This is a genomic window from Intestinibacillus massiliensis, assembly GCF_900155735.1.
Taxonomy (GTDB): Bacteria; Bacillota; Clostridia; order Oscillospirales; family Butyricicoccaceae; genus Intestinibacillus; species Intestinibacillus massiliensis.
In genome coordinates, this window is the sequence record NZ_LT707059.1 from 527,284 (window position 1) to 551,203 (window position 23,920).

Sequence of the window (23,920 nt, forward strand, 5' to 3'; positions counted from 1 at the left end):
GAACGTTGTTCCGCCCCGTTTTTTTTATGTCGCGGATGTGGCCGGTTTGTGAAGTGTTTGCAAACAATCCTTCCTGGAGATTGACAAAAGATGCATTAGCATATAATATCTCTATCATAAAGGAAAGAAGGTGCCGCCTTGTGACGGGAGTATTGCTAAAAGACCGGCTGTATCATTTCCGGAATGACATGGAGGACGCGTTTGACAGTATTTTTGCCCCCATCGCCGAAACGGAGGGGCTAACCCAGGCGCAGGCGCAGCTCCTGTTTGAGTTGTCCGGCCATGACGGCGAGCTGACCGTCGGCCGGATCCGCTGCCTGCGCGGCCAAAGCAGCGGCAACCGCTCCACGCTGTGCAAGCGGATGGAGCAGCGCGGCTACCTGGCTAGGCAACGGAGCTGCGCGGACGAGCGCTGTGTGGTGCTGCATCTGACGGCGCAGGGCTGGGAAACGGTGCGGCGTATGGAAGCGCACCTTGAGAAACGGTGTGCGCCGTTCCTGGGCAGCATGACGGAGGCCGACGCGCAAAAGCTCCAGGAAAGTATAGATATCCTATCCGGCTGGATTGGGACGCTGGTGGCATGTATGTCGGAAAGGATCGATCAAAATGATAAAGAAAAACAATAAGAATCCCAAGCGCTCGCTGTTTTATTATTACGGGGTTGCGCTGCTGATTATTTTTGCGCTCAACTTCTTGGTTTTGCCGATGTTTACGACGCCAGAGACAGAATCGGTGCCGTATAACGAGTTTGTCGATATGATCGCAAACGGCGAGGTTTCACAGGTCGAAATCCAGAATGAGAAAAACCAGATCGTATTCCTAACCAAGGAAGACGGGAAGGAAACGCCGAAAAAGCCTTCGCTGTTTGATAAGCCGCAGAAAGTCTATGTGACCAGCAGCGTAGGCGACCCCGACCTGGTGCAGCGGCTGCTGGACAGCAAAGTGAAATTCAGCGCAATTTGGCCGGAGCCGCCGTCCCTGCTCTGGACGACCATTGTGCCAATTGCCGCCATGCTCCTGCTCGGCTGGCTGCTGACGCGCTCCATGCAGAAAAAGATGGCGGGCAACGTCATGAGCTTTGGCAAATCGAACGCCAAGGTATATGTCGAGGCACAGACGGGCAAGACGTTTGCCGATGTGGCGGGACAGGATGAGGCCAAAGAAGCCCTGACCGAAATTGTCGACTTCCTGCACAACCCGGATAAATATGCTTCCATCGGCGCCAAGCTGCCGAAGGGCGCGCTTTTGGTCGGCCCTCCGGGTACCGGTAAAACCCTGCTGGCAAAGGCCGTTGCAGGTGAGGCGCATGTGCCGTTTTTCTCGATTTCAGGTTCTGAATTTGTGGAAATGTTCGTCGGTATGGGCGCGGCTAAAGTGCGCGACCTCTTCAAACAGGCGAACGAGAAGGCGCCCTGCATCGTGTTTATCGACGAGATCGACACGATCGGCAAAAAACGCGAGACCGGCGGCATGGGCGGCAACGACGAACGTGAGCAGACGCTCAATCAGCTGCTCGCCGAAATGGACGGCTTCGACGGGCGCAAGGGCGTCGTAATCCTCGCGGCCACCAACCGTCCGGAATCCCTCGACCCAGCGCTCCTGCGCCCGGGACGGTTCGATCGCCGCATCCCGGTGGAACTGCCAGACCTCAAGGGGCGCGAAGCAATCCTGAAGGTGCATGCAAAGGCCGTAATCATGCAGCAGCCGATCGACTTTAACGCAATTGCCTGCGCAACCGCCGGGGCTTCTGGCGCGGAGCTGGAAAATATCATTAATGAGGCCGCGCTCCGCGCCGTGCGGCTCGGCCGCAGCGCGCTGAACCAAAGCGACCTGGAGGAAAGCGTAGAAACGGTGATTGCAGGCGCGCAGCGCAAGAATGCGGTCATTTCGCAGAAGGAAAAAGAAATCGTGGCATACCACGAGATCGGCCATGCGCTGGTGGCGGCCAAACAGTCGGATTCCGCACCGGTGCATAAGATCACGATCATCCCGCGCACGTCAGGCGCCCTCGGCTACACGATGCAGGTGGAAGAGGGGGAACACATGCTGATGAGCCGGGACGAGGCCTTCAATAAGATCGCGACCTTTACCGGCGGGCGCGCCGCGGAGGAACTGATCTTCGGCTCGGTTACGACTGGCGCGGCCAATGATATCGAGCAGGCCACAAAGTTGGCGCGCGCCATGGTTACGCGCTACGGCATGAGCCGCGAGTTTGACATGGTAGCGCTCGAAACCGTGCAAAACGCCTACCTCGGCGGGGACGCCTCGCTCACGTGCTCCGCGGAGACGGCGGCGCAAATCGACCGCGAGGTCGTTTCCCTTGTCAAGGAGGCGCATACCAAGGCGGTTTCCATCCTCAAGGAAAACTTGGATCTGCTGCACAAGCTGTCCCACCACTTATTGGAGCAGGAAACCATCACCGGCGAGCAGTTTATGGCAATCTTGCGCGAAGGATAAAGCGAAGCAAAAAGCCTGCTGCCTGTATAACAGGCAGCAGGCTTTTGTATTCGCCGGAAAGCTTAAACGATGGTCCAGAAATACAGGATGCAGACGGCGATCAGCGCGTACATGGCCTTCGGCACTTCGCGGACGCGGCCGGAAGCCAGCTTCAGGATCAGGTAAACCGGCAGCGCGACACAGATGCCGTTGGCGATATTGTTTGCAAAAATCGTGAACGCAACACAGATGAAAGCGGGGAAGCTTTCGGTAAAATCATCAAAATGGATGTTGCGCAGGGAACTCATCATGCCGACGCCGATGATGATGAGCGCCGGGGCGGTGGCCGCGGACGGGATCATCAGCGCGATCGGGGTCAGCAGCAGCATAAACGCAAAACATACCGAGGTCGAAACGGCGGTCAGGCCGGTTTTGCCGCCTGCTTCCACGCCGGCGGAGGACTCCAGGTAGGTAGTCATGCAAGGCATGCCGAACGCCGAGCCGACGACCGTGGAGATCGCGTCGACCTTAAACACGCGGTCGATGCCGGGCAAGTTACCATCCTTATCCAGATAACCGGCTTTTGCGCCGACGCCGAGCGCCGTACCGAACGTCGAAAAGAAGTCGGGCACGAACAGCGCGATCAGGAACGGGATGTACGCAAAACTGAGGGAGCCGAGCAGGTCGATGTGCAGGAAATTGCCAAAGGGGTTGCCGGGGGCGGTAAACAGCGTTTCCGGCAGCTTGGTAATACCCATTGGGATGCCGATGAGCGTCGTAATCAGAATGGAAACGATCATGTAGCCCGGCACCTTCATCGTTTTGGTCACCAGGATCAGCACAAAGCCGATCAGCGCCAGCATGACGACCGGGCTGGCCAGGTCGCCCCAGGCAAGGTTGTTTTTGCCTTCGACCGCGACGATCAGCTTGGCGTTTTTACAGCCGAGAAGCGCGATAAACAGGCCGATACCTGCGCTGACCGCATGCTTTAGGCTGGCTGGGATGGCCTTTACGACCGCATCCCGCAGGCCGACGTAGGAGATGATGACGAAAATAACGCCGCTCCAAAAAATGACGCCCGCTGTGATTGCCGGGGAAATACCGTCGTTCGCCATCATGCCGACGACGATGCCGACGCTGCCGAGGCCGGGGGCCAGGGCGAACGGACGGTTGGTTACGAACGCCATTGCGACGGTGGTCACGATGATCAGCAGGATCATCGAGGTCAGGATGACGCCGCGGTCAAGCCCTGCGTCGCCCATCATATTCGGGATGGTGCCCAGGACGTAGGCCATGGTCACAAAGGTCGTGATACCTGCTAAAATTTCTGTGCGGATATTGGTTTTAAACGCGTTTAGCTGAAAACGCTTTTCGAGCCAGCTACCCATTTCATTTTCCTCCCTATTTTGTCTATTTCTTTCCCCTGGACAGGCGTTTCAGCCTATCCCTCTATAAAAAGCGGAACAGTACATCCCGCCTTGACGTCGATAAGCCCTTTATCCGTCAGTTTCAGCACGGGGCTGACCGGGAGGGTCAACGTGCAGAACGACATAATGGGGTTGTAGTGACGGTAACCCTGCGCTTCCATCGCCGCGCGCACCCGCCCCAGCGCCGCGCCGACCTCGGCTGCCGGACTGCCGGATAGGATTCCGCCGATGTTAAGCTGCAGTTCGGCCTGTATTTTCCCATCACAAGAGGCCACCATGCCGCCTTGGAGCTGGATGACCCGGTTGAGGGCGGCCGCCATATCCTTTGCATTGCCGCCGGCCACCAGCACATTATGGCAGTCGTGCGCGTAACTCGTCGCTACCGCGCCCTGTTTGTGGCAGTCCCCGGTGACGAAGCCGAATCCCACGCCGCCGTTTTTGCCATAGCGTTCGAAAACGGCCGCCAGCAGGCAACCGGAACCTTCCCAGCAAAGGACGCCGTTCCGCACAGGCATTTCGATGATTTTTTCATCCGTCTTGGTGCTGCCGTCGTGCAGCTCCATCACGCGCACCCGGACGGACCCGTCCTGCACGGGGGCATTGACGGTAAAGCGCGATTCGTCCTGCGGCGCCAAATGGATGCTGTGGTAATAGGCGCCGGAAAAGCCCACGCCGGGTGGCTGCGCCTGCAGGGCGTCGCCCTTTTGGTAGATGCAGTTGCCACCCTGATAGGTTGCGTATACGTCGAAAGACTCCAGGTCGTCCAGCAAAACGAAGTCGGCTTTTTTGCCCGGGTCGAGCGCGCCGCGGTCGAGGAGGTTCATGCGCCGCGCCGGGGTAAAGGTTGCGTTGTAAATAGCCTGTTCCGGCGGCATACCGAGCGCGACAGCCTTTCTGACCAGCGCGTCAAGCTGCCCCTCGGCGCATAGGGTATCCGCCATTACATCGTCCGTCACAAAGCAGAAATGCTCGTATAGGTTGTGCCCCTTGATGAACTCCAGAACTTCGCGGTGCAGCATTTTTTCCTGGATTTCGACAAACATGCCCCCGGCAAAGCGCTGCCGCAGTTCTTCCAGGCTGTGTTCCGTATGGTCGCCGTTAATGCCGAGGAACAGGAATTTCGCGAGATCCAGATCCAGCAGTGCGGGGCAGTGCCCTTCGATGGGGAAAACCTTGTCTGTTTTGCGGAGCTTTTTAAGGAACTTTGAAATTTCTAGGTCATTTTCCTGAATGATTTGGCGGTAGTTCATGACTTCGCCGACGCAGGCGATCGCATCGCTTTCGAGGAGCCGTTCCATCTCGGCGCAGCCGATCGTGCCGCCCGTGGTCTCAAGCTTGGGGGAGGTGGAGGGCACGCAGCTCGGGATGCCGTAAAGGATGTCGACCGGGCAGCCCTCCCCGGCGCGGATCATATCCAGGATACCCTGCAGGCCCGCAACATTTGCCATTTCATGTGGTTCGGAGACAATCGTCGTCACGCCGCAGGAGCGCAGGCGGTCGCAAAAGGCACCGGGCGTCATCATGGAACTTTCGATATGCATGTGGATATCGATTAGGCCGGGCACCATATACCGCCCGCCACCGTCAACAACCGTTGCCGCCTCACAGGGATGGGCGCGCGATGGGTCGATATAGAAGACCTTTCCGTCGACAACCGAAACGTCAGCAGCGGTAAAAGTTTTAAAGTAGCTGTTATATACCCGCACATTGCGTACGAGCAAGTCCGCTTGAATGCTTTCCATTTGTTTCACCTCCGGTACATAACTTTCTTGTCATATCAATAGATTTATTGTATAATATCCGCAAACAGAATTCAAATTCATTAATTTCATCAGACCCATAACTTTTATTTATGGAGGGCGGATATGGATCTCAAGGAGCTGCACTATATCTTGCATATCGCCCGCTGCGGGAACCTGACGCGCGCCGCCAACGCGCTTTATTTGACGCAGCCGGCGCTCAGCAAATTCTTAAAAAACCTGGAGCGGCAGGTCGGTTCCCCGCTGTTCAGCCGGATTGGGAGCCAGCTTGTCCCGACTTATATTGGCAAGCGCTATTTGGATTATGCGGAGCGTATGGTCGCGATGCAGGGCGACTGGCGTGCGGAGTGCGCCGACCTGCTGGGCGAGGAAAAGGGGCGGCTTTCCGTTGCGATCCCGCTGATGCGCGGGTCGTGCATTATACCCGATATCCTGCCCCGGTTTTATCAAAAATACCCGCAGGTGGAAGTCGCGTTGTTGGAGGAGGCGCACTCCATCGAACAGCATCTGTTCTCCTCTCGTGATATCGACCTTGTCATTTATAATGATACCAGCCCGAGTAAAAACCTGATACATGAGGAGCTTGGCCGGGAAGAAATTGTGCTCGTCATGGCGAAAAACCATGCGCTGGCGCGGCGCGGTGTGTGGCGCGACGGCTGCCGCTTCCCGTGGATGGATCTCTCGCTGGCTGCGGGGGAGCGCTTTATCATGCACCCGCTGGAACAGACCACGGGAAAACTATCCGCGCAGCTCTTGGGTTTGGCGGGGATTGCGCCAAACCTCCTGCTCCGCACCCGAAATTCGGACGTCGCCATCCGGCTGGCCGCAAACGGCGTCGCCCTGGCCTTTGCACCCGAATCCTATATCCGAAAGATCCACTTTGAAGAGCCGCCGGTTTGTTTTTCCGTCGGCGCGCCCAAGACCGAGACCACGTTGTTTGCCATTTATCAGAAGGGACGCTATATCCCATCCTATACGCGGTATTTTTTGCAGCTCGTACGGGATGCCATGCAGCCGGCAAGCCAAATGGATGGCAGCCCGTTCATCCCCGATGTGAAGGCATAGGCCCATGCAGGTCCCCCATATATAAACCACAGAGGAGGGGAGCCTATGGAAAAGCCTAATATTGTACTACAGGTCTTACAGCCTGGGCGCAACAAGGAGGTGGAAGAAAAGCTGCTTGCGGTTGTGGTGCAGCGGCTGCTGGAACTGCGGCCGTGACAGGGGGGATACAGATGCGGCTGGCGGCATATTGCAGGGTATCGACCGACCATGGGGAACAGCTAGACAGCCTGGAGAATCAAAAGTGCTTTTTTCAGGATTTTGCCCGGCTGCACCACCATGAACTGATCCGTATCTACGCGGATGAAGGGATTTCGGGGAAACAGCTTAAAAAGCGCGACCGTTTCCTGCAAATGCTGGAAGATGCAAAGCAAGGGGAATTTGATGCGGTCGCGGTCAAGGATATCGCGCGGTTTGCGCGCAATACGCTGGATTTCCTCACGGCGACCCGCACCCTGAAACGCTATGGCGTCGTGGTGCTGTTCGTCACCAATAATATGACGACCTATGGGGATTCGGAGTTTACGCTGACTATCTTCGGCGCGATTGCGCAGGAGGAAAGTATCAACACCTCCAAGCGCGTGCGCTTTGGGAAAAAGATCAACGCCCAGAAGGGGCGGGTGCCGAATCTGGTTTATGGGTATGTGCGGCAAAACCTATTTACGCTGCAGGTGGATGAAGGGGAGGCCGCAGTGGTGCGCCGGGTCTTCCAAATGGTGCTGGATGGGTACAGCATGCGTCGGATTGCGTCCACCCTGAATGCCGAGCGCATCCCGACCAAAAAGGGCTGCTTGTGGGAAGAGCGCAACCTGCTCCGGCTGCTGCACAACCCCCTGTACAAAGGCGTCGTGGTAAACCATAAGAGCGAAACGCGGGATGTGCTGGAAGGGACGCGCATGGAACTGCCGCCGGAGGAGTGGTACAGCCATATCCGCCCGGAATATGCGATTGTAGACACCGCACAGTTCGACGCGGTGCAGGAAGAGCTGGCGCGCCGCAAGGCAATGCATGAACGGGAAACTGCCGCGCCGCCGCCGCGCCGCCATTCCAGCGCCCACCTGTTCAGCAACCTGCTGGTGTGCCATGCGTGCGGCGCGGGTTTTTCGCGAAAACGTTACCGCCGGAAGGACGGGACGCGGGAATTTTGGGTCTGCCGGAAACGGGATCAGGGGATCGCCGTGACAGGCGGGGAACGCTGCACAAATTGTTCCCATGTCGACGAACCGGCGCTCTGCGCATTCCTGTCTGCGTACTTCTTACAGGCAATCCCGGACTTAGGCCGGTTTTTGGAGCGTGTCGGGCAGGAATATAGTAGCCGCCGTAAAACAGGCGGGCAGGCGGACAGCCGGCACAAATGGCTTCACGCAGAAAGCAAACGGCTGCGGATGGCCAGGGAGCGGCTGCTCACTCTGTATACAAACGGGCTGGTCAGCCTGGAGGAACTCAAACAGCGCAGCGCGCAAAACGAGGCGCAGCGTGTACAGGTGGAAAAGGAATTGTCAGGGTTGGAGGACGATGGGCATACCGGCAAAACGCAGTCGGCATGGATACGGGAAACCGCACTGTCCGTGCTATCGCTGGAAGCTATGACGAATGCAGGCCTGCGCCAGGTCGTCGGCCGCATTGAGATTGCTGCGGGGGAGCATGCGCGGCTGTTCCTGCACGGGATTGAGGGCGCGGTCGCCGAAGAACGGAGCGGCGCGCTCAACCGATACCGGAGGAAGCGACGGGGATAAAACTGCCCGCGGTATGCCTATTTATGTGTCCGCAGCCGAAGTCGTTGACCCGCTGATCCTGGATGCAAAGATCGTGGAGCCGCACCATCACTGCGGTTGCGGCTGCGAGCTGAGCGAAGTCCCGAACTCCATCTGCCAGATGTTTGGCCAGGATATCGTCCTGAACAATAACTGCCGCCGCCTGTTCGTCACGTTGGGGCAGTTCTGCATCATCCGCCTCGAGCGCGACATCCAGCTCCTGATGCCCGCATACGACATCTGCATGCCGGAACGCGATTGCAGCTGTGGCGGGGGCGGTGACCCGGAGGATCCCTGCGACGTATTTGACCGCTTCGAGTTCCCGGTCGATGAGTTCTTCCCGCCGCGCAGGGAGCCTTCCTGTGACTGCGGCTGTGGTTGTGGATGCGGCTGCGAGCCGGACCCCTGCCATGACTTTGCACCCGGCCCGGGCGGCTGCGGCGCCGGTTCTGGTAGCTGCGGGCCTTCCGGTGGATGCGGCGGCTCCAGCGCAGGCGGCTGTAAGCGCAAATCCTGCTGCTAAGACGCGACTCGTGTCAATCAAAAAAACAGACGGCTTGTCCGTCTGTTTTTTTGATTGCGCAAAAGCGCGAATGTAGTTACACGAAACGCTTTGACCCGGCCAAAATGTTGTGATATGATAGAGAAACAACAGGGATAGGGAAAGGGTGGGCGTTATGAAATCCTACCGGAAAGAATTACACTTTTGCCTGCCATCACGCCGCGGGCTGCAAAATATCACCGATGAGGTACAGAAGACAGTTACGGAAAGCGGCGTTATGGAAGGGCTGGTACTGGTAAACGCAATGAATATCACGGCCAGCGTATTTATTAATGACGACGAACCGGGCCTACACCGTGACTACGAGGTGTGGCTTGAAAAGCTTGCCCCGGAAAAACCATATGCACAATACCGTCACAACGGCTTTGAGGACAATGCGGATGCGCATTTGAAACGGAGCGTCATGGGGCGGGAAACCGTGGTTGCGATTACAGCCGGGAGGCTTGATTTCGGCACCTGGGAACAAATTTTTTATTTTGAGTTTGATGGCAAACGGGACAAGCGCGTACTCATAAAAGTCATCGGCGAATGAAGGGGTTCTAAACCCCAGCCTGTCCGCATAGCTTACAGTAGGCTATCATGAGGAGGGCTGATTGGTGGAAAACGAAAAAAGTTTTGGATATACGCTTCTGCTCGGCGTCTGTATGATTATCAGTCTCATGCTGATCGGGAAGATGCTGCTGTACCGTCCCGCACCGGTGCATACGCCGATCGGCCAACCGAATGCGGAAGGGGCACAGCAGGGGCAAACGGAAGGGGAGGGGTCAAAAAATATGTGGCTAGGTGAAGACGAGGTCGCACAGATGATTGAGCAATACCTGCCCGAGGATTTTCCCGCCAAAGGCATTTCCGTCGCCATTTCGCATAATGGCAGCGTATGCGCCAAGGGCACTTTATATAAGGATAAGCTGGCCGGTTATTTGGAAAGCGGCAGCGCAATGCGTTCGGCACTTATTTTCCTCCCTGCGCAGTTTGAATTGCAGGCGGATTTCACCGCGGCCTGCAGCACGGAGGGGCAGCTTACCCTCACGCCGCAGCGCATCGCAGCCGGCGGGATTGAATTGCCGGTAAGCGCGTTGTCGCCCGCGCTGTCCGGGGCGCTGAACGAAGCAGTCAACCAGGCGTTGCAGGAAAAATACGAGGGATACCGCTCGGTCCGCCTGATGGATGGGGCGCTGGAACTGCATGCATGAAAAAAGGCTTCGGACTGCTTGTCCGAAGCCTTATAAAACTATGTATTAATCGAAGATAACACGTGCGCCGGATACAAAGCGGCGGTTGTAGTTGCCGCTCCACAGGGTGTCGTATTTGACAACCGAACCGGTGTGGGGGGAGTGGATGAACTTGCCGTTACCGACATAAATGCCGACGTGGCTGATCGAGCCGCCGGAACCAAAGAATACAAGGTCTGCAGGCTTGAGCTCGTCCATCGAGACGTTGGTCAGCGCGTTGCGCTGGGAGGTAGCGGTGCGCGGGATGGAACGGACCGTATTCTTATACACATAAGAGGTGAAACCGGAGCAGTCAAAACCGCTGGGGCTGCTGCCGCCATAGACATACGGGGTGCCGAGGAAGCTTGCCGCGTAATCAAGGACCTGGTTGCGCTTGGCTTCCGCGTCGGAAGAGTCGCTGCGCGACGTCTGCGAGGCCATGCGGCCGTTGACATATACATAAGGGGTAAACATGTAGCCGACGGTATCGCCTACCTGTACCTTATACCAATCGTTCTTTACACCGAGTACGGCGACCGTGCTTCCGTTGGAAACCGAGCTTAAAACCTCGCTGTCGGTATTGGGCTCCGCGCGGAGATTGACGGAACTCTCGCAGGTAACGGTAGCGGTACCGAGCGAAAAATCGCAATCCGGCGTGCCCTTTATGTATTCGCCGCTGACGTAGCCCGTCATGCCGTTGACCGCGATGCGGAACCAGTCGCCGTTGTTGTCGATAACGGCGATTTGGGTGCCCTTTGGCAGTGTGGAAATAATAGAGCCGCCTGCGGTCTGGCGGAAATTGACGCTTGCGGTGGTGTTAGCGGCGTATAGGCCAAAAGCATTGGTGCATGCAAGAGACGCCATAAGTGTTGCCGTAGCGGCAACCTTGATCAGTTTCCCGGAAAAGTTCATGTTGGTAATCCCTCCAGTTGACATTTTGTTTCTCTGTCTTTGTGCTTCCTTGCGGGGTTACTTGGCAGACAATGCGCGGGTCAGCCAGATCGATGCAATATCCATTGCGTTCCAAAGTCCATCTTTTTCAGTCTTCTTTACAATGCGGTCCTTCGGACGTACATTGGGGGAGGTCTGCTGTAGCTGCACGGCGACACGGGTCGCAACCGCCAGATCCTTCACGGTCTTGGTTTCGAGGACCTGCATCATAATAATGTAGCGGTCGCTCATGCTGCCGTAATAAATGATGTTATCTTTGCGCATGAGCGGACGGCCTTTATACTGCAGGAACTCTTCTTTTTTAACGGTAGTGGACATATTTTAAACTCCTTAGATTACAAAACGGTTACATTCAAAAGTTACATTACGGTTACATGATAGCATAATGCGGAGAATTTGTCAAATGATAATTCGATAAAAAAATATTTCTATTGCGGAATGCACAAAAAAGAGGGCACAAGATCTTGTGCCCTCTCCTTGTGTTGCGACTTACTGGGGGTTCGCCGGCGCGAAGGACGGCGGGGTCGGGTTGATCTGCTTGGGGTTGGGTTTGCTGTCCGGTGTGGACAGGTCGAAGTAAAGCTTGGAGTCCGCGGTCAGCCCAAAATCACGGTTGGAGCCGGTATCGCGGATTTTGTTAAACGCCTCGCGGAACAGCGCGTTATGCGCCTCCTCACGCTCCAGAAGGAACTCAATCGTTTCTTTGACATATTTGTCCTCAATCTGGCGGTAAAGGTATTCATAGACCACCTTTGCGCGCTGTTCGGAGGCAATATTGGACAGCAGGTCGGCGGCAAGGTCGCCGGTCACGGTGACGTAATCCGCGGTCCAAGAATAGCCGGAAGCATTGTACAGCCCAGCGCACAGGCCGTTCAGGACATGCGTTTCAATGGTGCCCGCGCTGACCGCCTGGTTGTCCACTTCGTGCCCGTTAAGCAGCGTGATCGTCTGCGCCACCATTTCCATGTGGCTCAGTTCCTCCGCACCGATATCCAGGAACAAGTCTTTAATGACCGGATCCTTGATGCGGAAGCTCTGGGAAAGGTACTGCATGGCCGACTTTAACTCGCCGTTCGCACCGCCAAGCTGCTCCTGCATCAGGACGGCATACTGCGGATTGGGCTTTTCGACCTTTACTTCGCGCAACATGGGTTTTTCATGCTTAAACATATTTATTCACTCCCTTTTTAGTTTATAATTAGTATGGGATTGATTAACAGTTTACATACATGAAAAAAGCGCCTCTTTTTTAAGAAGCGCTTTAAAAGCGATGTGTATCAAGCGGCGGGTTCCACGTTTTCTTCGGACAATCCATAAACGACGCACAGCGTGTCCCGCAGCCCCTGCACGCGGCCGGTCAGCTGGTCAAGCTGGAAGACAATTGCCTCATAATCCTCCTGTACGAGGTTCCCCGCGGACAGGTCGTCCCCCGCCTGCGTGTCAAAGGCCGAAAGCTGGTCGTGGATGCCCTGCAGGGAATCAAGATAGGCGCGGTAATCCTTTTTTAGCGACTCGGTCGCGGGACGGGGCTGGACGGGAAGCGTGTCGATACGCTCGGAAAGCTGATAAAGCTGCTGTTCCTCGGATTCAATCGAGACGCGGTAAGCTTCCGCGATGCGTGTGCTCACGGGATCCTCCTGCGGCGCGGATGCGCCGTCGTTGACCGCCTGCGGGGGCGTCGTGCTCTCCATATCGCTGGCCGCAGCGGACGAGCTACAGCCGGACAGCGGGAACGCCAGCATCCCAGCCAGTAAAATATAAAATACTTGTTTCATATGGCAACCGCCTCCACGGACTTAGACTATTATTTGAGTATTAGTATAGCATATGGAATCCGCAAGATTATCAATGAAATGTTAAAATTTTTGAGTTAAAATAAAAACAAGGAACAAAACGCCGGAGGCTTCGTCTAAAAAAGTAAATACGTGGAAACAAAGGGCGCACATAGGGAATGGAGGGAATCTTTATGAAACGGTTAATCGCAAGTATGCTGGCGGCTTGCCTTGTAACGGGGGCGGCAGCCGCGGCGGAACCGGACACGACGCAAAATGCGCAGCTTGAAGCGGTGACGCGTTCGGTTAAGGCGCAGCTGGATATTGGAGACCAGTATACGGATTTTTATGGGCAGCTTGACGACGATGGGCTGGAACCCTACTGGAACCTGCAGTGGGAAGCGCCCGGCGAACGGATTGGGGTCGAGGCGTCGCAGGACGGCGTAATCCGCTGGTATAGCCGAAATACGGACGGCATTGCGCGGTATGGGGATGATTTCCCGCCGCAGCTTCCCAAGATCACGCGGGAACAGGCACAGGCCGCCGCGCAGGCGTTTGCAAAGCGGGTGCTGAAATCCGGCGAGACCGTGGTGTTTGAGGAAAACACGGATAGCGCCCGTCCACTGAATACGGACAGCTTTTATTTATATGGCACGCTCCATTATAACGGCCTTCCGACGCCGGTATCCATCAGCATGAGCGTGCGCACCTCTAACCTGGAGGTCTACCGGTATAACCGCAACGCGGATAAGCGGGTCGGGGCAATCCCATCTAAAACGCCGTCCGTCCGGCAGGCGGATGCTGCTGCGTTACTGCGCGGCACCCGTAAGCTCCAGCTTGTCTATACGACGCAAACAGGGGACGGTAAGCCTTTGGACAAGGCGGTGCTGCGTTATGTGCCGGAAGATGTGGACAACTTTATCGTCGACGCGCAGAGCGGCAAGCTGGTTAATTTGACAGCGCTCATGGAACAGCTTGCCCGCAACGGCGCTACCGCGGATGCATCCGCCGGGGACGGCGGTACAATGTCCGGCGCGGCAAAGGAACAAGGGCTTAGCGAGGCGGAGCAACAGGGCGCGGACCTGCTGCGGGACGTGCTCAGCAAAGAGGCGCTTGACCAGAAGCTGCGCGCGATGGGCGAGCTGGGGCTTTCCGGTTTCCAGATTATGAACGCCAGCTACCGGGTCAACCGTGAAAGCAAAGACGTATCCTGCTATCTGAGCTACACAAAGGGGAGCGGCGAAGCGCAGGCGCATAAGTATGCTTCCGTTGATGCAAAGACCGGCGCGCTGCAGTCGCTCTACACCTATGGGGAGGCGCCGGAGCAGCCTGCCGGGAGATACACCGGCGAAGCCGCGCAGACGCAGGCGGAGGCGTTCCTGGCCAAATACGAAAGCGCGCGTTTTGCAAAGACCGGCCTGTACAAATCCGACGAAGGGGATAACCGCGCGGTAAGCCTGGTCTATGCACAGCAGGAAAACGGTTACCCGTTCCCGGAAAACCAGTATACCGTTGGGATCAACCGGGAAAACGGCACGGTTGATCGCTTTACTAGCTCCTGGACGGAGGGGGTTACGTTTGACGATGCGCAAAACCTGATCGGCGCCGACCAGGCGATGGACGCATACTTTGGCTCGTTCACAGTCACGCTAGGCTATATCGCGGTACCTGTCAAAATTGACCCGAATATCTATCCGCAATATGCAAAAGCCGGGTACACCTACCTATATGAGTGGCGGCTGGGGTATCAGGCGGAGCAGGACGGGCGTTGCTATGGCGTAGACGCCAAGACGGGCGAAGCGCTGTTTATCAAAACCGCCAAAGCAGAGGGGCTGCAATATGGCGATGTCGATCTGGCAAAATATCCGCAAGCGGCGACGCTTGCAAGCTACGGCATCGGCTTTACCGGCGGCGCCCTACAGCCGCAGAAACAGTTGACACAGGCCGACCTGCTTGCGCTGCTGCTCAGCACAGACGGTTATTCCTATGACCCGGAGGCTGAAAAAGGGCTTGACCAGCTTTATGAGGCCGCGTACAGCCGCGGGCTGCTGACGCGGACGGAACGCGCGCCGGAAGCGGCTGTCACCCGCACGGGGTTGGTAAAGATGCTTATTTCTGCCGCAGGCTATGGCAAGGCGGCAGAGCTTCCCGGGATATACCGCACGACATTTACGGATGAGGCTGCGATCCCGGCGGCGGATCTCGGCTATGTGGCAATTGCCCAGGGCATGGGCCTGGTACGCGGCGACGAAAAGGGGCGTTTCCAGCCCGGCGACGCGGCGACACGCGAACAGGCTATCATCGTACTTTATAACTATATGAGCAGATAAGAATAAAAAGGGCGCGCATTCATTATGAATGCGCGCCCTTTTTCATTTAAAGCTTGTGCCGGTCAAAATAGCTGCGGGTTTCCTTGACAACCACGCCGCTGAGTACGATCAGTGCGATCATATTCGGGAAGGCCATCAGGCCGTTGAAGATATCGGCGATGGTCCAAACGGCGGATACCGTCATGTAAGGCCCGATAAAGACCGCCAGGATGTACAGCCAACGGTAGGCAAGCACGCTGCCGCGGCTGCCGCCGGAGAAGTACTCCAGGCAGCGTTCACCGTAATAGTCCCAGCCCAGGATCGTGGTAAATGCGAAGAACACCAGGCAGATCATCAGGATAAAGGAGGATACGGTCGCGCCGAAGGGAAGGCCGTTCTGGAACGCGAAGGTCGTGACCTGCACGCCTTCCAGGCCTTCTACCTGCCAGGCGCCGGTAAGGACGATGGCAAGGCCGGTCATGGTACAGATGATAATCGTATCGATGAAGGTACCGGTCATGGAGACCAGGCCCTGGCGTACCGGTTCCTTGGTCTGTGCGGCGGCCGCTGCAATCGGGGCGGAGCCGAGGCCGGCCTCGTTGGAGAAAATACCGCGCGCAATACCCATCTGCATGGCGATCATCAGGCTGCCGACGATACCGCCTGTAACGGCGGCGGGGTTGAACGCGCCCTTGACGATCGTCATGATTGCATGCGGGATTTCTGTAACGTTAAACAGCAGCAGCAGTACGCAGAACACGACGTAAATGATCGCCATAAACGGTACGATGACCTGCGACACATTCGCGATGCGCTTAATGCCGCCGATGACGACTAGCGCCACGCAGACCGTCAGGATCAGGCTGGCGATTACGACCGTCCAGGAGTAGGTCATGCCGAACAGGGTCACCGTCCACTGCTGGTTCGGGTCAAAGAAATTCTGTACGGCGGAAGCAATGCCGTTGACCTGGGTAAAGGTACCGATGCCGAACAGGCCGACGCACATGCCGAAAAAGGCAAACATCTTGGCGAGCCATTTCCAGCCCTTGCCCATGCCGCGTTCAATGTAATAGAACGGGCCGCCGAGGGCGTGGCCGTTTTCGTCGATCGTGCGGTATTTGACCGCAAGCACGCCTTCGGAATATTTGGTCGCCATGCCGAACAGGGCGGCGATCCACATCCAGAACAGCGCGCCGGGACCGCCTGCGCAGACCGCTGTGGCGACGCCGACGATATTACCGGTGCCTATCGTAGCGGATAGGGCGGTACAGAGCGCACCAAAGCTGGTTACTTCGCCATGGCCGCCCTCCTCGTTTTTGACCATGTACTTCAGCGCCTTGCCGAGGTGGCGGAGCTGAAGGCCGCGCAACCGGACTGTCAGCAGGATACCGCCGCATAGGATCAGGATGATGAGCGGCGCGCCCCACAAGGCGCCGTCGATCCAATTGAGTACACTGTTGATTTGTGCAAACATTTCTTTCTTCCCCTCTTTTTTAAATAAAAAAGCCGGCTCCGTTACCCGGACCCGACCTTGAAGAGAAAAAGACATCACGCAATACGCTCTGTCCTTTTGCCTGAGAGATTGGCGGGCAAGCCCACCGTACACCTTCGGCGCTTCCTTAAAAGAAGACTCTCCAGAGTCGCGGCGTATAAACCGCTGATAATCATGATAGCATACAGCCCGCATAAGTTCAAGAAAAATTTACAAAAAGACGCTATATTTCTTCACAAATGGTCAAATTACCGCAAAAAAGGGGAGAGCATGGATACTCCCCCTTACAGCACAATTATTTATTTGCAGAGCCCAGCAATTTTTTGCAAGAACAGCTGCGCTTTTGCGTCGTCAGCATCAATACGGACGGTCATCGGCTGGTTCAAATCCAGCGAAAATATACCCATAATGGATTTTGCGTCGATAATATAGTTGCCTGACAGGATGTCAATATCAAACGGCATCTCTACCGCTGCATTACACAGCTCCTTGATATCTTCAACGCCTGCCAGATGGATGGTACGGCTTGTCATAATATTCCACCTCTCCAGTATTGTATCTTTTGCCTGTTTCCATTATAATTTAAAACATGGATGAATTCAATCATTATTTGCCTTGACGCATTGGACGCGGCGCAAAGCCGTACATTAATATAATAGGACGCCGGCGGCAGGCGGCGGCCGGCTGGAAGGGATGCATCATCATGGATTTAAACGAGCTTATCACGCGGGCGGGCGGGGACTACGAACAGACCTTGCGCCGCTTTGCAGGAAACGAAGCAATCATGCACCGGTTTGCGCTGAAATTCCCGCAGGACCCAAGTTTTCAAGAAATGGCGGAGGGCGTAGCGCGGAAAGATTACCCGTTGGTTGAGCGCGCGGCGCATACCATGAAAGGCACTGCGGCAAATTTGGGATTTCAGGCGCTTAGCGACTGTAGCGCGGCGCTCGTGCTCGCAGTACGGGAAGGGGACTATAGCAGTGCCGATTCACGGTTCGAGACGGTAAAGGGCGCGTATCTCGAGCTGATTGGCTGGATTGGCGCGCTTGCGTAACGGGCATGCCGCCGGGGAAGGCGGCATCCGGGCAATTAACAATTACAAGGTTCCAGCAAAACAGGCCCGTGCAAACCAAGTTTGCGCGGGCTTTTTTGGCTGGGGACAGCGGGAGGAAAGGGCTTGAAATTTGGATTCTACACACTGGGCTGCAAGGTAAACCGGTTTGAAACACAGGCGCTGGAGCAGTTGGCGCGCATGCAGGGGCATGAAGTGGTTTCGCGGGACGCAGACATCTTTATTATCAATACCTGTACGGTTACGTCCGTAAGCGACCATAAAAATATCCGGGCATTCCATAAAATCCGTAAGGAGAACCCGCATGCGGTCATAGCGGCCTGTGGGTGCTTTGCGCAGACCAATCCGGACAAAGTGGCGGCGCAGCCGGAGGTCGACTTGATTTGCGGGACAGGGGACCGGTCGTCTATCATTGTGCGGTGCGTGGAAGCAGCGCAGGGGAGGCCGGATTCCAAAGCGCCTGAAGCGCCCGGGCGGGCGTTTGAGGTGCTGCCGGCCGGTGTGCCGGCTGGCCGGACAAGGGCGCTCCTGAAAGTGCAGGACGGGTGCGACAACTACTGTTCTTACTGCATCATCCCGTACGCACGCGGCCATGTCCGCTCCATGTCGTTTGACACGGTGTTGCAGCAGGTAGACGGGTTAAAGCGGCAGGGCGTGCATGAGATCGTGCTGACCGGGATCGAGATCGCGGCGTACGGGAGGGACTTGCCCGGGCACCCCGGAATCGCGGATCTCATTTCTGCCGTTTGCAAGCACGCGCCGGAGGTGCGTATCCGTCTGTCATCCCTTGAGCCGCGGGCCGCGGACGAGGCATTTTGCAGGGAGCTGTCCCGGCGCCCCAACCTGGCGTACCATTTCCACCTGTCCCTGCAGAGCGGATGCGATACCGTGCTCGCGCGGATGAACCGGAAATATACGGCCGCGCAGTATCTGGCCGCGGTTGACAGGCTGCGGCGCTATTTCCCCGGCTGCTCTATTACGACCGACCTGATCATAGGGTTCCCCGGAGAATCGCAGGAGGAATTTGACCAAACGGCGGTGTTCGTGCGGGAGTGCAGGTTTGCGGATATGCATGTCTTCCCATATTCCCCCCGCGAGGGCACGCCCGCCGCGGGGATGGACGGGCAGGTGCCGGCGCAGGAAAAGGAGCGGCGCGCGGCACAGATGAAAGGCCTCGCCAAAGAAATGCGGCACGCATTCCTGAGCGGGTTCATGGGGCAGGAACTGGACGTCCTGCTGGAACATCCGGTGCGCGACGGCGTATGGGCGGGGCATGCGCAGTACCATTTTACAGTAGAGGTGGAAACGCCGTCGGGCGGGAAAAACCGGATGGCGCGTGTAATAATTGTTGGACAAAGCGGAGAAAGGTTGTACGGAAAAGAAATTTAAAAAACTTTGCAGGATGTGGGAACAGGTCAAGCCAATGAGCCATAGGATAAATTGAAATCACTGATAGGAGGATTTATCTTATGTGTTCTGGAAATTCTTGGGGCGACAACTGCTGGTGGATTATCATCGCAATCATCCTGATCTGGTGCTGCTGCGGTAATGGCAATGGCTTCTTTGGCGGCTGCGGTGCAACGATGCCCGATTACACCTGCCGCGACCGCTGCTGCGATTGCTGCTGCGACGACTGCCGTTGCAACAACAATAATAACAACGGCTGCGGCGGCTGCTGCAGATAATCCGGCGGCAAACTTCAGACATACGCCCAATTTGAGCGCATGAGAACGGCGGCGGGGGGATGGCCTCCCGCCGCCGTCCCGTTGTGTGGATGCCGCATAAAGAATCGGGGCATGTGGGACGCTATCTATATGAAAATGGCGCAAATACAAAGCAATGGATAAAACTACTTGCCAAAGGCCGCGAAATAGTGTAAAATAAATAGGCATTGATGTGAAGTGCTCAGTATTTTCAATATTCTTTATTTTTTTGGAGGATTTTATATGATATCCGCAGGTGAGTTCAGAAACGGTGTAACCTTTGAAATGGACGGCCAGGTTCTGCAGGTTGTCGAGTTCCAGCACGTAAAGCCCGGCAAGGGCGCGGCTTTCGTCCGTGTCAAGATGAAAAACGTAATTACCGGCGCGGTGACCGAGCGTAGCTTCAACCCGACCGATAAGTACGAGCCGGCTTATGTCGACCGCCGCGAAATGCAGTACCTCTATGCTGACGGCGACCTGTTTTATTTTATGGATACGGAAACCTATGAGCAGCTGCCGATCAACAAGTCTACGCTGGGTGACGACTTCCGCTTTGTCACCGAGAATATGACGGTAAAGGTCCTGTCCTATAAGGGCAGCGTTTTTGCGGTAGAACCCCCGCTGTTTGTCGAGCTGGAGATCACGGAAACTGATCCGGGCTTCAAGGGTAATACCGCGACGAACACCCTGAAGCCTGCGGTCGTTGAGACTGGCGCAACCGTACAGGTACCGCTGTTTATTGAGCAGGGCGACAAGATCAAGATTGATACCCGTACCGGTGAATACCTGGAGCGCGCGAAGGGCTAAAGCCGCCGGGGATTAATATTTAAGACGATGTCTTCACTTTTTATGAGGAGGGTACTGAAATGACAGTTACCGAACGTGTGGCCTATTTGAAGGGGCTTTTCGAGGGCCTTGGGATTAGCACTGAAGAAAAGGAAGGCAAGCTCTTAAAGGGAATGCTGGAAGCGATGGAAGCCCTTGCGGAATCCGTTACCGACCTTGAACAGCGTAATGCCGATTTATTGGACGAGCTTGACGAGGTGTATGAGGAATTGTCCGCCCTGGAGGACGAACTGATCGACGAAGACGAGGATTTGGACTCGGAGGAATTGGATTTCGACCCGGACGAAGACCTCTACCAGGTCATTTGCCCGACCTGCGAAGAAAGCATTTTTATTGACGAAGGCACTTTGGCGGAAGGCAGTATCCAATGCCCGGCTTGCGGCGAAGAATTGGAATTCGACCTTTCCGGACTGGAAGAGGACGAGGCTGCTGAAGACAAGGAAGAAGAATAAAATAGTAAAAAAGAAGCCTGCGGCAACGCCGCAGGCTTCTTTTTATTTTAGCAGGGAAGGAAAGCGAAGGTGCGCGGCTTGCACCGCGCACCTTCGCTGAAGAAAGATGAGAAGAAGTAAGATTAGATTAGCCGCTATAGTAATCGCTGACATTATCCTTGGTGATCGGCTCAAAGGGGATCCAAAGGATGTTGCCGTCCGCGCCGTCAACAGGCTCGCCTTTGCACATCGCTTCGATGCAGGTGATCGCGCCTTCGCCCTGGCCGACAGGGTTCTGGAATACGGTAAACGCCATGTCGCCGTCCTGGATTGCCTTACAGCCGGTCGCGCCGCCGTCGATGCCGACGATCGGGACGGTTACTTCGCCGCTGGCTGCCTTAATGGCTTCGATGCAGCCAAGCGCCATATCGTCTGCGTTACATACGATGAAATCAAATTTCTTGTTGGCATCGCCGAGTACCTGGGTCATCTTATCCATTGCCTTTGCACGGTCAAAGTCCGCGGTATCCTCGAATACCCAGTTGACTTTGATGCCGCCGTCTTCCAGCGCCTTCTTGGCATAATCGGTACGTGCGACCGTATGGGACAGGCCCAGCGTGCCCATGATCATGATGCCGTTTGCTTCGGTCTTGCCCTGATCCTTAAAATACTTGGCAAGGTATTCGCCCTGCATCGTACCAGCGTCGCTTTCACGGGAACCGCAGTACATAACATTGTCTTTTAGGACCGATTCATCGGAGGGGAGGCGGTTTACAAACACGACCTTCATATCGCCGGCCAGGTCGACGATTTCAGGCGCGCTGTCGGTATTGACGAGGTTTACAATCACAGCGTCGTAGCCACCGGCAGCGCAGGTCTGTACGTGGCCGAGCTGTGCGGAAATATCATTGTTTGCATCAAACGTTGTCAGGTCAACATTGCCAGCTTCCTTGGCAGCTTCGACGGTTGCGGTTTCCAGCGTGGAGAGGAACTGGTCGCGGCATGCCATGGAAATCGCGACTTTCAGCTTATCGCCGCTATTGCCCTTATCCGCTGCCGGGTTAGAATCCGCGCTCGAACCGGCGTCCGGTGTTTTGGTATCAGCAGGGGGTGTGTCGCCGCCGCCACCGCAGCCAGCGAGCGAACCCAGTAACATCATACCTGCCAAACCCATTGCAATTAATTTCTTTTTCATACTACTCTCTCCTTACAGTCTTTAATTAATCCATCGGCAGCATTTCGTTCTTCAGGAATGACTCCTTGCAACGGAATGCGATTCTGGTGCTGTTGGTGCCGTCTACGACGTCCGGGGAAGCCGGGCGGCCGGTCTGTACGCAGTCGCAGAACTCTTCCAGTTCGGTGATGTACGCATCGTGCCAGCGGCTGACGAAGTCCTGGTAGCACTCGCGGCATACGCCGTGCTCGCTCATGACTTCCAGCATGGAATCGGTCGGGACTGCCGCGATGCGCAGGGTGCCGCGGGTACCGACGATCTCGGTCTCAACATGCGAGCCGTGCGCAGCGGCGCGGCCGGCAAAGAAAAACGCCATCGCGTCGTTCTTAAACTGCAGCATGCAGGCGACGTTGTCGCCGTCGTCCCAGTCCTTGTACTGCTTGAACTCGAAGCAGCCGCCGATCGCCCACAGGTTCTTCGGCTCGGACTCGGTCAACCAGCGCAGCAGGTCGATGTCATGGATGGACATATCGATGAACTGGCCGCCGGAACGGGGCGCATACTCCAGGGTGCCCTGGATGATGGAGATCGGGTCCTGCGAATAGCAGCGGACGAGGATGACCTTGCCAATGTCGCCGTTCTCGATCTTCTTCTTCGCCAGGCGGTAGGAATAGTCATAGCGGCGCATGAAGCCCAGCATAAAGGTCAGGTCCGGGTGCGCGGCGATGATCTTCTCGGCCTCGAGGCACTTCTCTACGTTCTCAGCCAGCGGCTTCTCGCAGAATACGTGCTTGCCCGCATCCATTGCGATGCGGATCATATCCACATGGGAAGCGGTGTTCGTGATGATTGCAACAGCCTCGACTTCCGGGTTTGCGCACATCTCCTTCGGGTCGCTGTAGACAGCGGGAACCCCTAGCTCTGCAGCAACTTCCTTCGCACGGTCGAGGTTGCCGTCGCAGATCGCGACGAGCTCGGCGGCAGGGACACGGGACGCAATGTTGCAAGCGTGCTCGTAACCCAGCCGGCCAACGCCGATAATGCCGATTTTGAGCTTCTTCATGGTTCTGATCCTCCTTTAATTTCCTTCTTCATTTATCGCCCAAATTATAACGATCATTAAAAGAATTGATGGCACTTTTCCGCGCCGATGCGGATGACGTCTTCCGGTTCCATTTCCCAATATTCCGGCCGGAACAGCTCAAGCGATGCGATTTCGTCGTAACCGACGGCCTGTACAGCGTCGCATACTTCCTGTACGGGGATCACGCCGTCGCCAGGGAAGACGCGGTGGCAATGGTCGAGGATACCCAGCGGCAGGTCTTCGCAGTCGTTAATGTGGAAGACAAACAGCTTTTCCTTCGGGATTTTGCGGAGGTACCCAATATCCGCGCCCTTGTCATGTAAATAGAAGTTGATACAGTCGACAGTCAATCCCACGTCGTCGCGGCCGACCGCCTGGATGATCTCCATGGCCTGGCGCATGCTGTTGCAGCACCAACGGCGGTTGCCAATCGGCTCAAAGGAAAGCTTTACGCCATAAGGCTTTGCGACGTCGGCTAGTTCGTTTAAAACCTTGACCGAATCCTCGAGCACTTCCTTTTCATTCTTGGTCACCATATCGTCACGTACGGTCGGGACGACGATCATATAGGGGTTGCCGATTGCCTGGGCTGTTTCACAGCCGAACTTGAAGAGGTCAAGCAGTTTTTCCCAGTCGGACGGCGTGTTAAAGTTAATATTTTCGATGGAATTGAAAGCGAAAGGCTTGATATGGCTACCGGCAAAGAAGCTTTGCAGTTCCTGGATGGAATGGGAGGCGAAATAATCCTTGAGCATATCCAGCCGCAGCTCTATGTAATCGTATCCGTATTTTTCACACAGGCGTAAATCGGTTTCCACATTGGATTTTTTCATACATGTCGCTTCGTTAAAGCCTAATTTAAGCATTTTGGCAG

24 protein-coding genes and 1 riboswitch are annotated in these 23,920 nt (G+C 56.0%); of the genes, 12 read left to right on the plus strand and 12 right to left on the minus strand.

All coding sequences use genetic code 11. The annotated features are described in order from the left end of the window. The first annotated feature begins 140 nt into the window (after positions 1-140). Together CZ203_RS10410 and ftsH are read left to right on the plus strand one after the other, a co-directional pair. Complete coding sequence (locus CZ203_RS10410; RefSeq protein WP_159456468.1) at positions 141-626, plus strand: MarR family winged helix-turn-helix transcriptional regulator; 486 nt, start codon at positions 141-143, stop codon at positions 624-626. Further along, the gene (gene ftsH / locus CZ203_RS10415) at positions 607-2,457 is read left to right on the plus strand and encodes an ATP-dependent zinc metalloprotease FtsH (RefSeq protein ID WP_087066033.1); all 1,851 of its coding nucleotides are present in this window, start codon (positions 607-609) and stop codon (positions 2,455-2,457) included. Before CZ203_RS10410 ends, ftsH begins: the two co-directional genes overlap by 20 nt. 62 nt (positions 2,458-2,519) lie before the next feature. Here the strand turns inward: ftsH and CZ203_RS10420 are convergent, their stop codons facing one another. Further along, entirely contained in the window at positions 2,520-3,824 is a 1,305-nt protein-coding gene (locus CZ203_RS10420; protein ID WP_087066034.1) for an NCS2 family permease, read from the minus strand. A gap of 53 nt (positions 3,825-3,877) precedes the next feature. Then, on the minus strand, positions 3,878-5,605 hold the full coding sequence (locus CZ203_RS10425) for an adenine deaminase C-terminal domain-containing protein (protein ID WP_087066035.1): 1,728 nt from the start codon (positions 5,603-5,605) through the stop codon (positions 3,878-3,880). Positions 5,606-5,728: 123 nt separating this feature from the next. Here CZ203_RS10425 and CZ203_RS10430 point away from each other — a divergent pair, with 123 nt between their 5' ends. The 5 genes from CZ203_RS10430 to CZ203_RS10450 all read left to right on the plus strand — a co-directional run bounded on the left by CZ203_RS10430 (position 5,729) and on the right by CZ203_RS10450 (position 10,194). After that, positions 5,729-6,688: a LysR family transcriptional regulator gene (locus CZ203_RS10430; RefSeq protein WP_087066036.1), complete on the plus strand. Its 960-nt coding sequence runs from the start codon at positions 5,729-5,731 to the stop codon at positions 6,686-6,688. Between the two features lie 170 nt (positions 6,689-6,858). After that, the gene (locus tag CZ203_RS10435) at positions 6,859-8,421 is read left to right on the plus strand and encodes a recombinase family protein (RefSeq protein WP_087066037.1); all 1,563 of its coding nucleotides are present in this window, start codon (positions 6,859-6,861) and stop codon (positions 8,419-8,421) included. Between the two features lie 13 nt (positions 8,422-8,434). After that, the gene (locus tag CZ203_RS10440; RefSeq protein ID WP_087066038.1) at positions 8,435-8,962 is read left to right on the plus strand and encodes a hypothetical protein; all 528 of its coding nucleotides are present in this window, start codon (positions 8,435-8,437) and stop codon (positions 8,960-8,962) included. A gap of 154 nt (positions 8,963-9,116) precedes the next feature. Next, a complete protein-coding gene (locus CZ203_RS10445; RefSeq protein WP_087066039.1) occupies positions 9,117-9,533 on the plus strand; it encodes a secondary thiamine-phosphate synthase enzyme YjbQ in 417 nt (138 codons plus the stop codon). Between the two features lie 64 nt (positions 9,534-9,597). Then, positions 9,598-10,194: a hypothetical protein gene (locus tag CZ203_RS10450; protein WP_087066040.1), complete on the plus strand. Its 597-nt coding sequence runs from the start codon at positions 9,598-9,600 to the stop codon at positions 10,192-10,194. A gap of 45 nt (positions 10,195-10,239) precedes the next feature. Here the strand turns inward: CZ203_RS10450 and CZ203_RS10455 are convergent, their stop codons facing one another. The 4 genes from CZ203_RS10455 to CZ203_RS10470 all read right to left on the minus strand — a co-directional run bounded on the left by CZ203_RS10455 (position 10,240) and on the right by CZ203_RS10470 (position 12,938). Continuing rightward, the gene (locus tag CZ203_RS10455; protein ID WP_159456470.1) at positions 10,240-11,124 is read right to left on the minus strand and encodes a C40 family peptidase; all 885 of its coding nucleotides are present in this window, start codon (positions 11,122-11,124) and stop codon (positions 10,240-10,242) included. 57 nt (positions 11,125-11,181) lie between these two features. After that, positions 11,182-11,481 (minus strand): hypothetical protein, encoded by a 300-nt coding sequence (locus CZ203_RS10460; protein ID WP_087066042.1) that lies wholly within the window; start codon positions 11,479-11,481, stop codon positions 11,182-11,184. Positions 11,482-11,652: 171 nt separating this feature from the next. Further along, positions 11,653-12,333: a manganese catalase family protein gene (locus tag CZ203_RS10465; RefSeq protein WP_087066043.1), complete on the minus strand. Its 681-nt coding sequence runs from the start codon at positions 12,331-12,333 to the stop codon at positions 11,653-11,655. A gap of 107 nt (positions 12,334-12,440) precedes the next feature. Continuing rightward, positions 12,441-12,938: a hypothetical protein gene (locus tag CZ203_RS10470; RefSeq protein WP_087066044.1), complete on the minus strand. Its 498-nt coding sequence runs from the start codon at positions 12,936-12,938 to the stop codon at positions 12,441-12,443. 191 nt (positions 12,939-13,129) lie between these two features. Here CZ203_RS10470 and CZ203_RS10475 point away from each other — a divergent pair, with 191 nt between their 5' ends. Further along, positions 13,130-15,265 (plus strand): S-layer homology domain-containing protein, encoded by a 2,136-nt coding sequence (locus CZ203_RS10475; protein WP_159456471.1) that lies wholly within the window; start codon positions 13,130-13,132, stop codon positions 15,263-15,265. A gap of 46 nt (positions 15,266-15,311) precedes the next feature. On the opposite strand, the gene CZ203_RS10480 is transcribed toward CZ203_RS10475, so the two are convergent. Then, positions 15,312-16,718 (minus strand): alanine/glycine:cation symporter family protein, encoded by a 1,407-nt coding sequence (locus tag CZ203_RS10480; protein ID WP_087066046.1) that lies wholly within the window; start codon positions 16,716-16,718, stop codon positions 15,312-15,314. A gap of 78 nt (positions 16,719-16,796) precedes the next feature. Next, positions 16,797-16,892, minus strand: a riboswitch (glycine riboswitch). 143 nt (positions 16,893-17,035) lie between these two features. Next, positions 17,036-17,269 carry an HPr family phosphocarrier protein gene (locus tag CZ203_RS10485; RefSeq protein WP_087066047.1) on the minus strand — a complete coding sequence of 78 codons (234 nt, stop codon included), beginning with the start codon at positions 17,267-17,269 and terminating at the stop codon, positions 17,036-17,038. Between the two features lie 170 nt (positions 17,270-17,439). On the opposite strand from CZ203_RS10485, the gene CZ203_RS10490 reads away from it, so the two are divergent. Together CZ203_RS10490 and mtaB are read left to right on the plus strand one after the other, a co-directional pair. After that, positions 17,440-17,790 (plus strand): Hpt domain-containing protein, encoded by a 351-nt coding sequence (locus tag CZ203_RS10490; protein ID WP_087066048.1) that lies wholly within the window; start codon positions 17,440-17,442, stop codon positions 17,788-17,790. A gap of 123 nt (positions 17,791-17,913) precedes the next feature. Continuing rightward, positions 17,914-19,197 (plus strand): tRNA (N(6)-L-threonylcarbamoyladenosine(37)-C(2))-methylthiotransferase MtaB, encoded by a 1,284-nt coding sequence (gene mtaB, locus CZ203_RS10495; protein ID WP_159456472.1) that lies wholly within the window; start codon positions 17,914-17,916, stop codon positions 19,195-19,197. A 26-nt stretch (positions 19,198-19,223) separates the two neighbouring features. Here mtaB and CZ203_RS14760 read toward each other — a convergent pair whose 3' ends face one another. Next, positions 19,224-19,835, minus strand: coding sequence for a hypothetical protein (locus tag CZ203_RS14760; protein WP_200809482.1), 612 nt, complete (start codon positions 19,833-19,835; stop codon positions 19,224-19,226). Here CZ203_RS14760 and efp point away from each other — a divergent pair. Continuing rightward, a complete protein-coding gene (efp, locus tag CZ203_RS10505) occupies positions 19,755-20,318 on the plus strand; it encodes an elongation factor P (RefSeq protein WP_087066051.1) in 564 nt (187 codons plus the stop codon). The genes CZ203_RS14760 and efp overlap by 81 nt on opposite strands. 59 nt (positions 20,319-20,377) lie before the next feature. Further along, positions 20,378-20,809 carry a CD1247 N-terminal domain-containing protein gene (locus CZ203_RS10510; RefSeq protein ID WP_087066052.1) on the plus strand — a complete coding sequence of 144 codons (432 nt, stop codon included), beginning with the start codon at positions 20,378-20,380 and terminating at the stop codon, positions 20,807-20,809. A gap of 127 nt (positions 20,810-20,936) precedes the next feature. Here the strand turns inward: CZ203_RS10510 and CZ203_RS10515 are convergent, their stop codons facing one another. Genes CZ203_RS10515 through CZ203_RS10525 form a run of 3 tightly spaced genes read right to left on the minus strand, consistent with a single transcriptional unit; the run spans position 20,937 to position 23,912 of the window. Next, positions 20,937-21,983 carry a substrate-binding domain-containing protein gene (locus CZ203_RS10515; protein ID WP_087066053.1) on the minus strand — a complete coding sequence of 349 codons (1,047 nt, stop codon included), beginning with the start codon at positions 21,981-21,983 and terminating at the stop codon, positions 20,937-20,939. A gap of 25 nt (positions 21,984-22,008) precedes the next feature. Beyond that, the gene (locus CZ203_RS10520) at positions 22,009-23,025 is read right to left on the minus strand and encodes a Gfo/Idh/MocA family oxidoreductase (protein ID WP_087066054.1); all 1,017 of its coding nucleotides are present in this window, start codon (positions 23,023-23,025) and stop codon (positions 22,009-22,011) included. Positions 23,026-23,081: 56 nt separating this feature from the next. Then, positions 23,082-23,912 (minus strand): sugar phosphate isomerase/epimerase family protein, encoded by an 831-nt coding sequence (locus CZ203_RS10525; RefSeq protein WP_087066055.1) that lies wholly within the window; start codon positions 23,910-23,912, stop codon positions 23,082-23,084. Positions 23,913-23,920 lie beyond the last annotated feature (8 nt).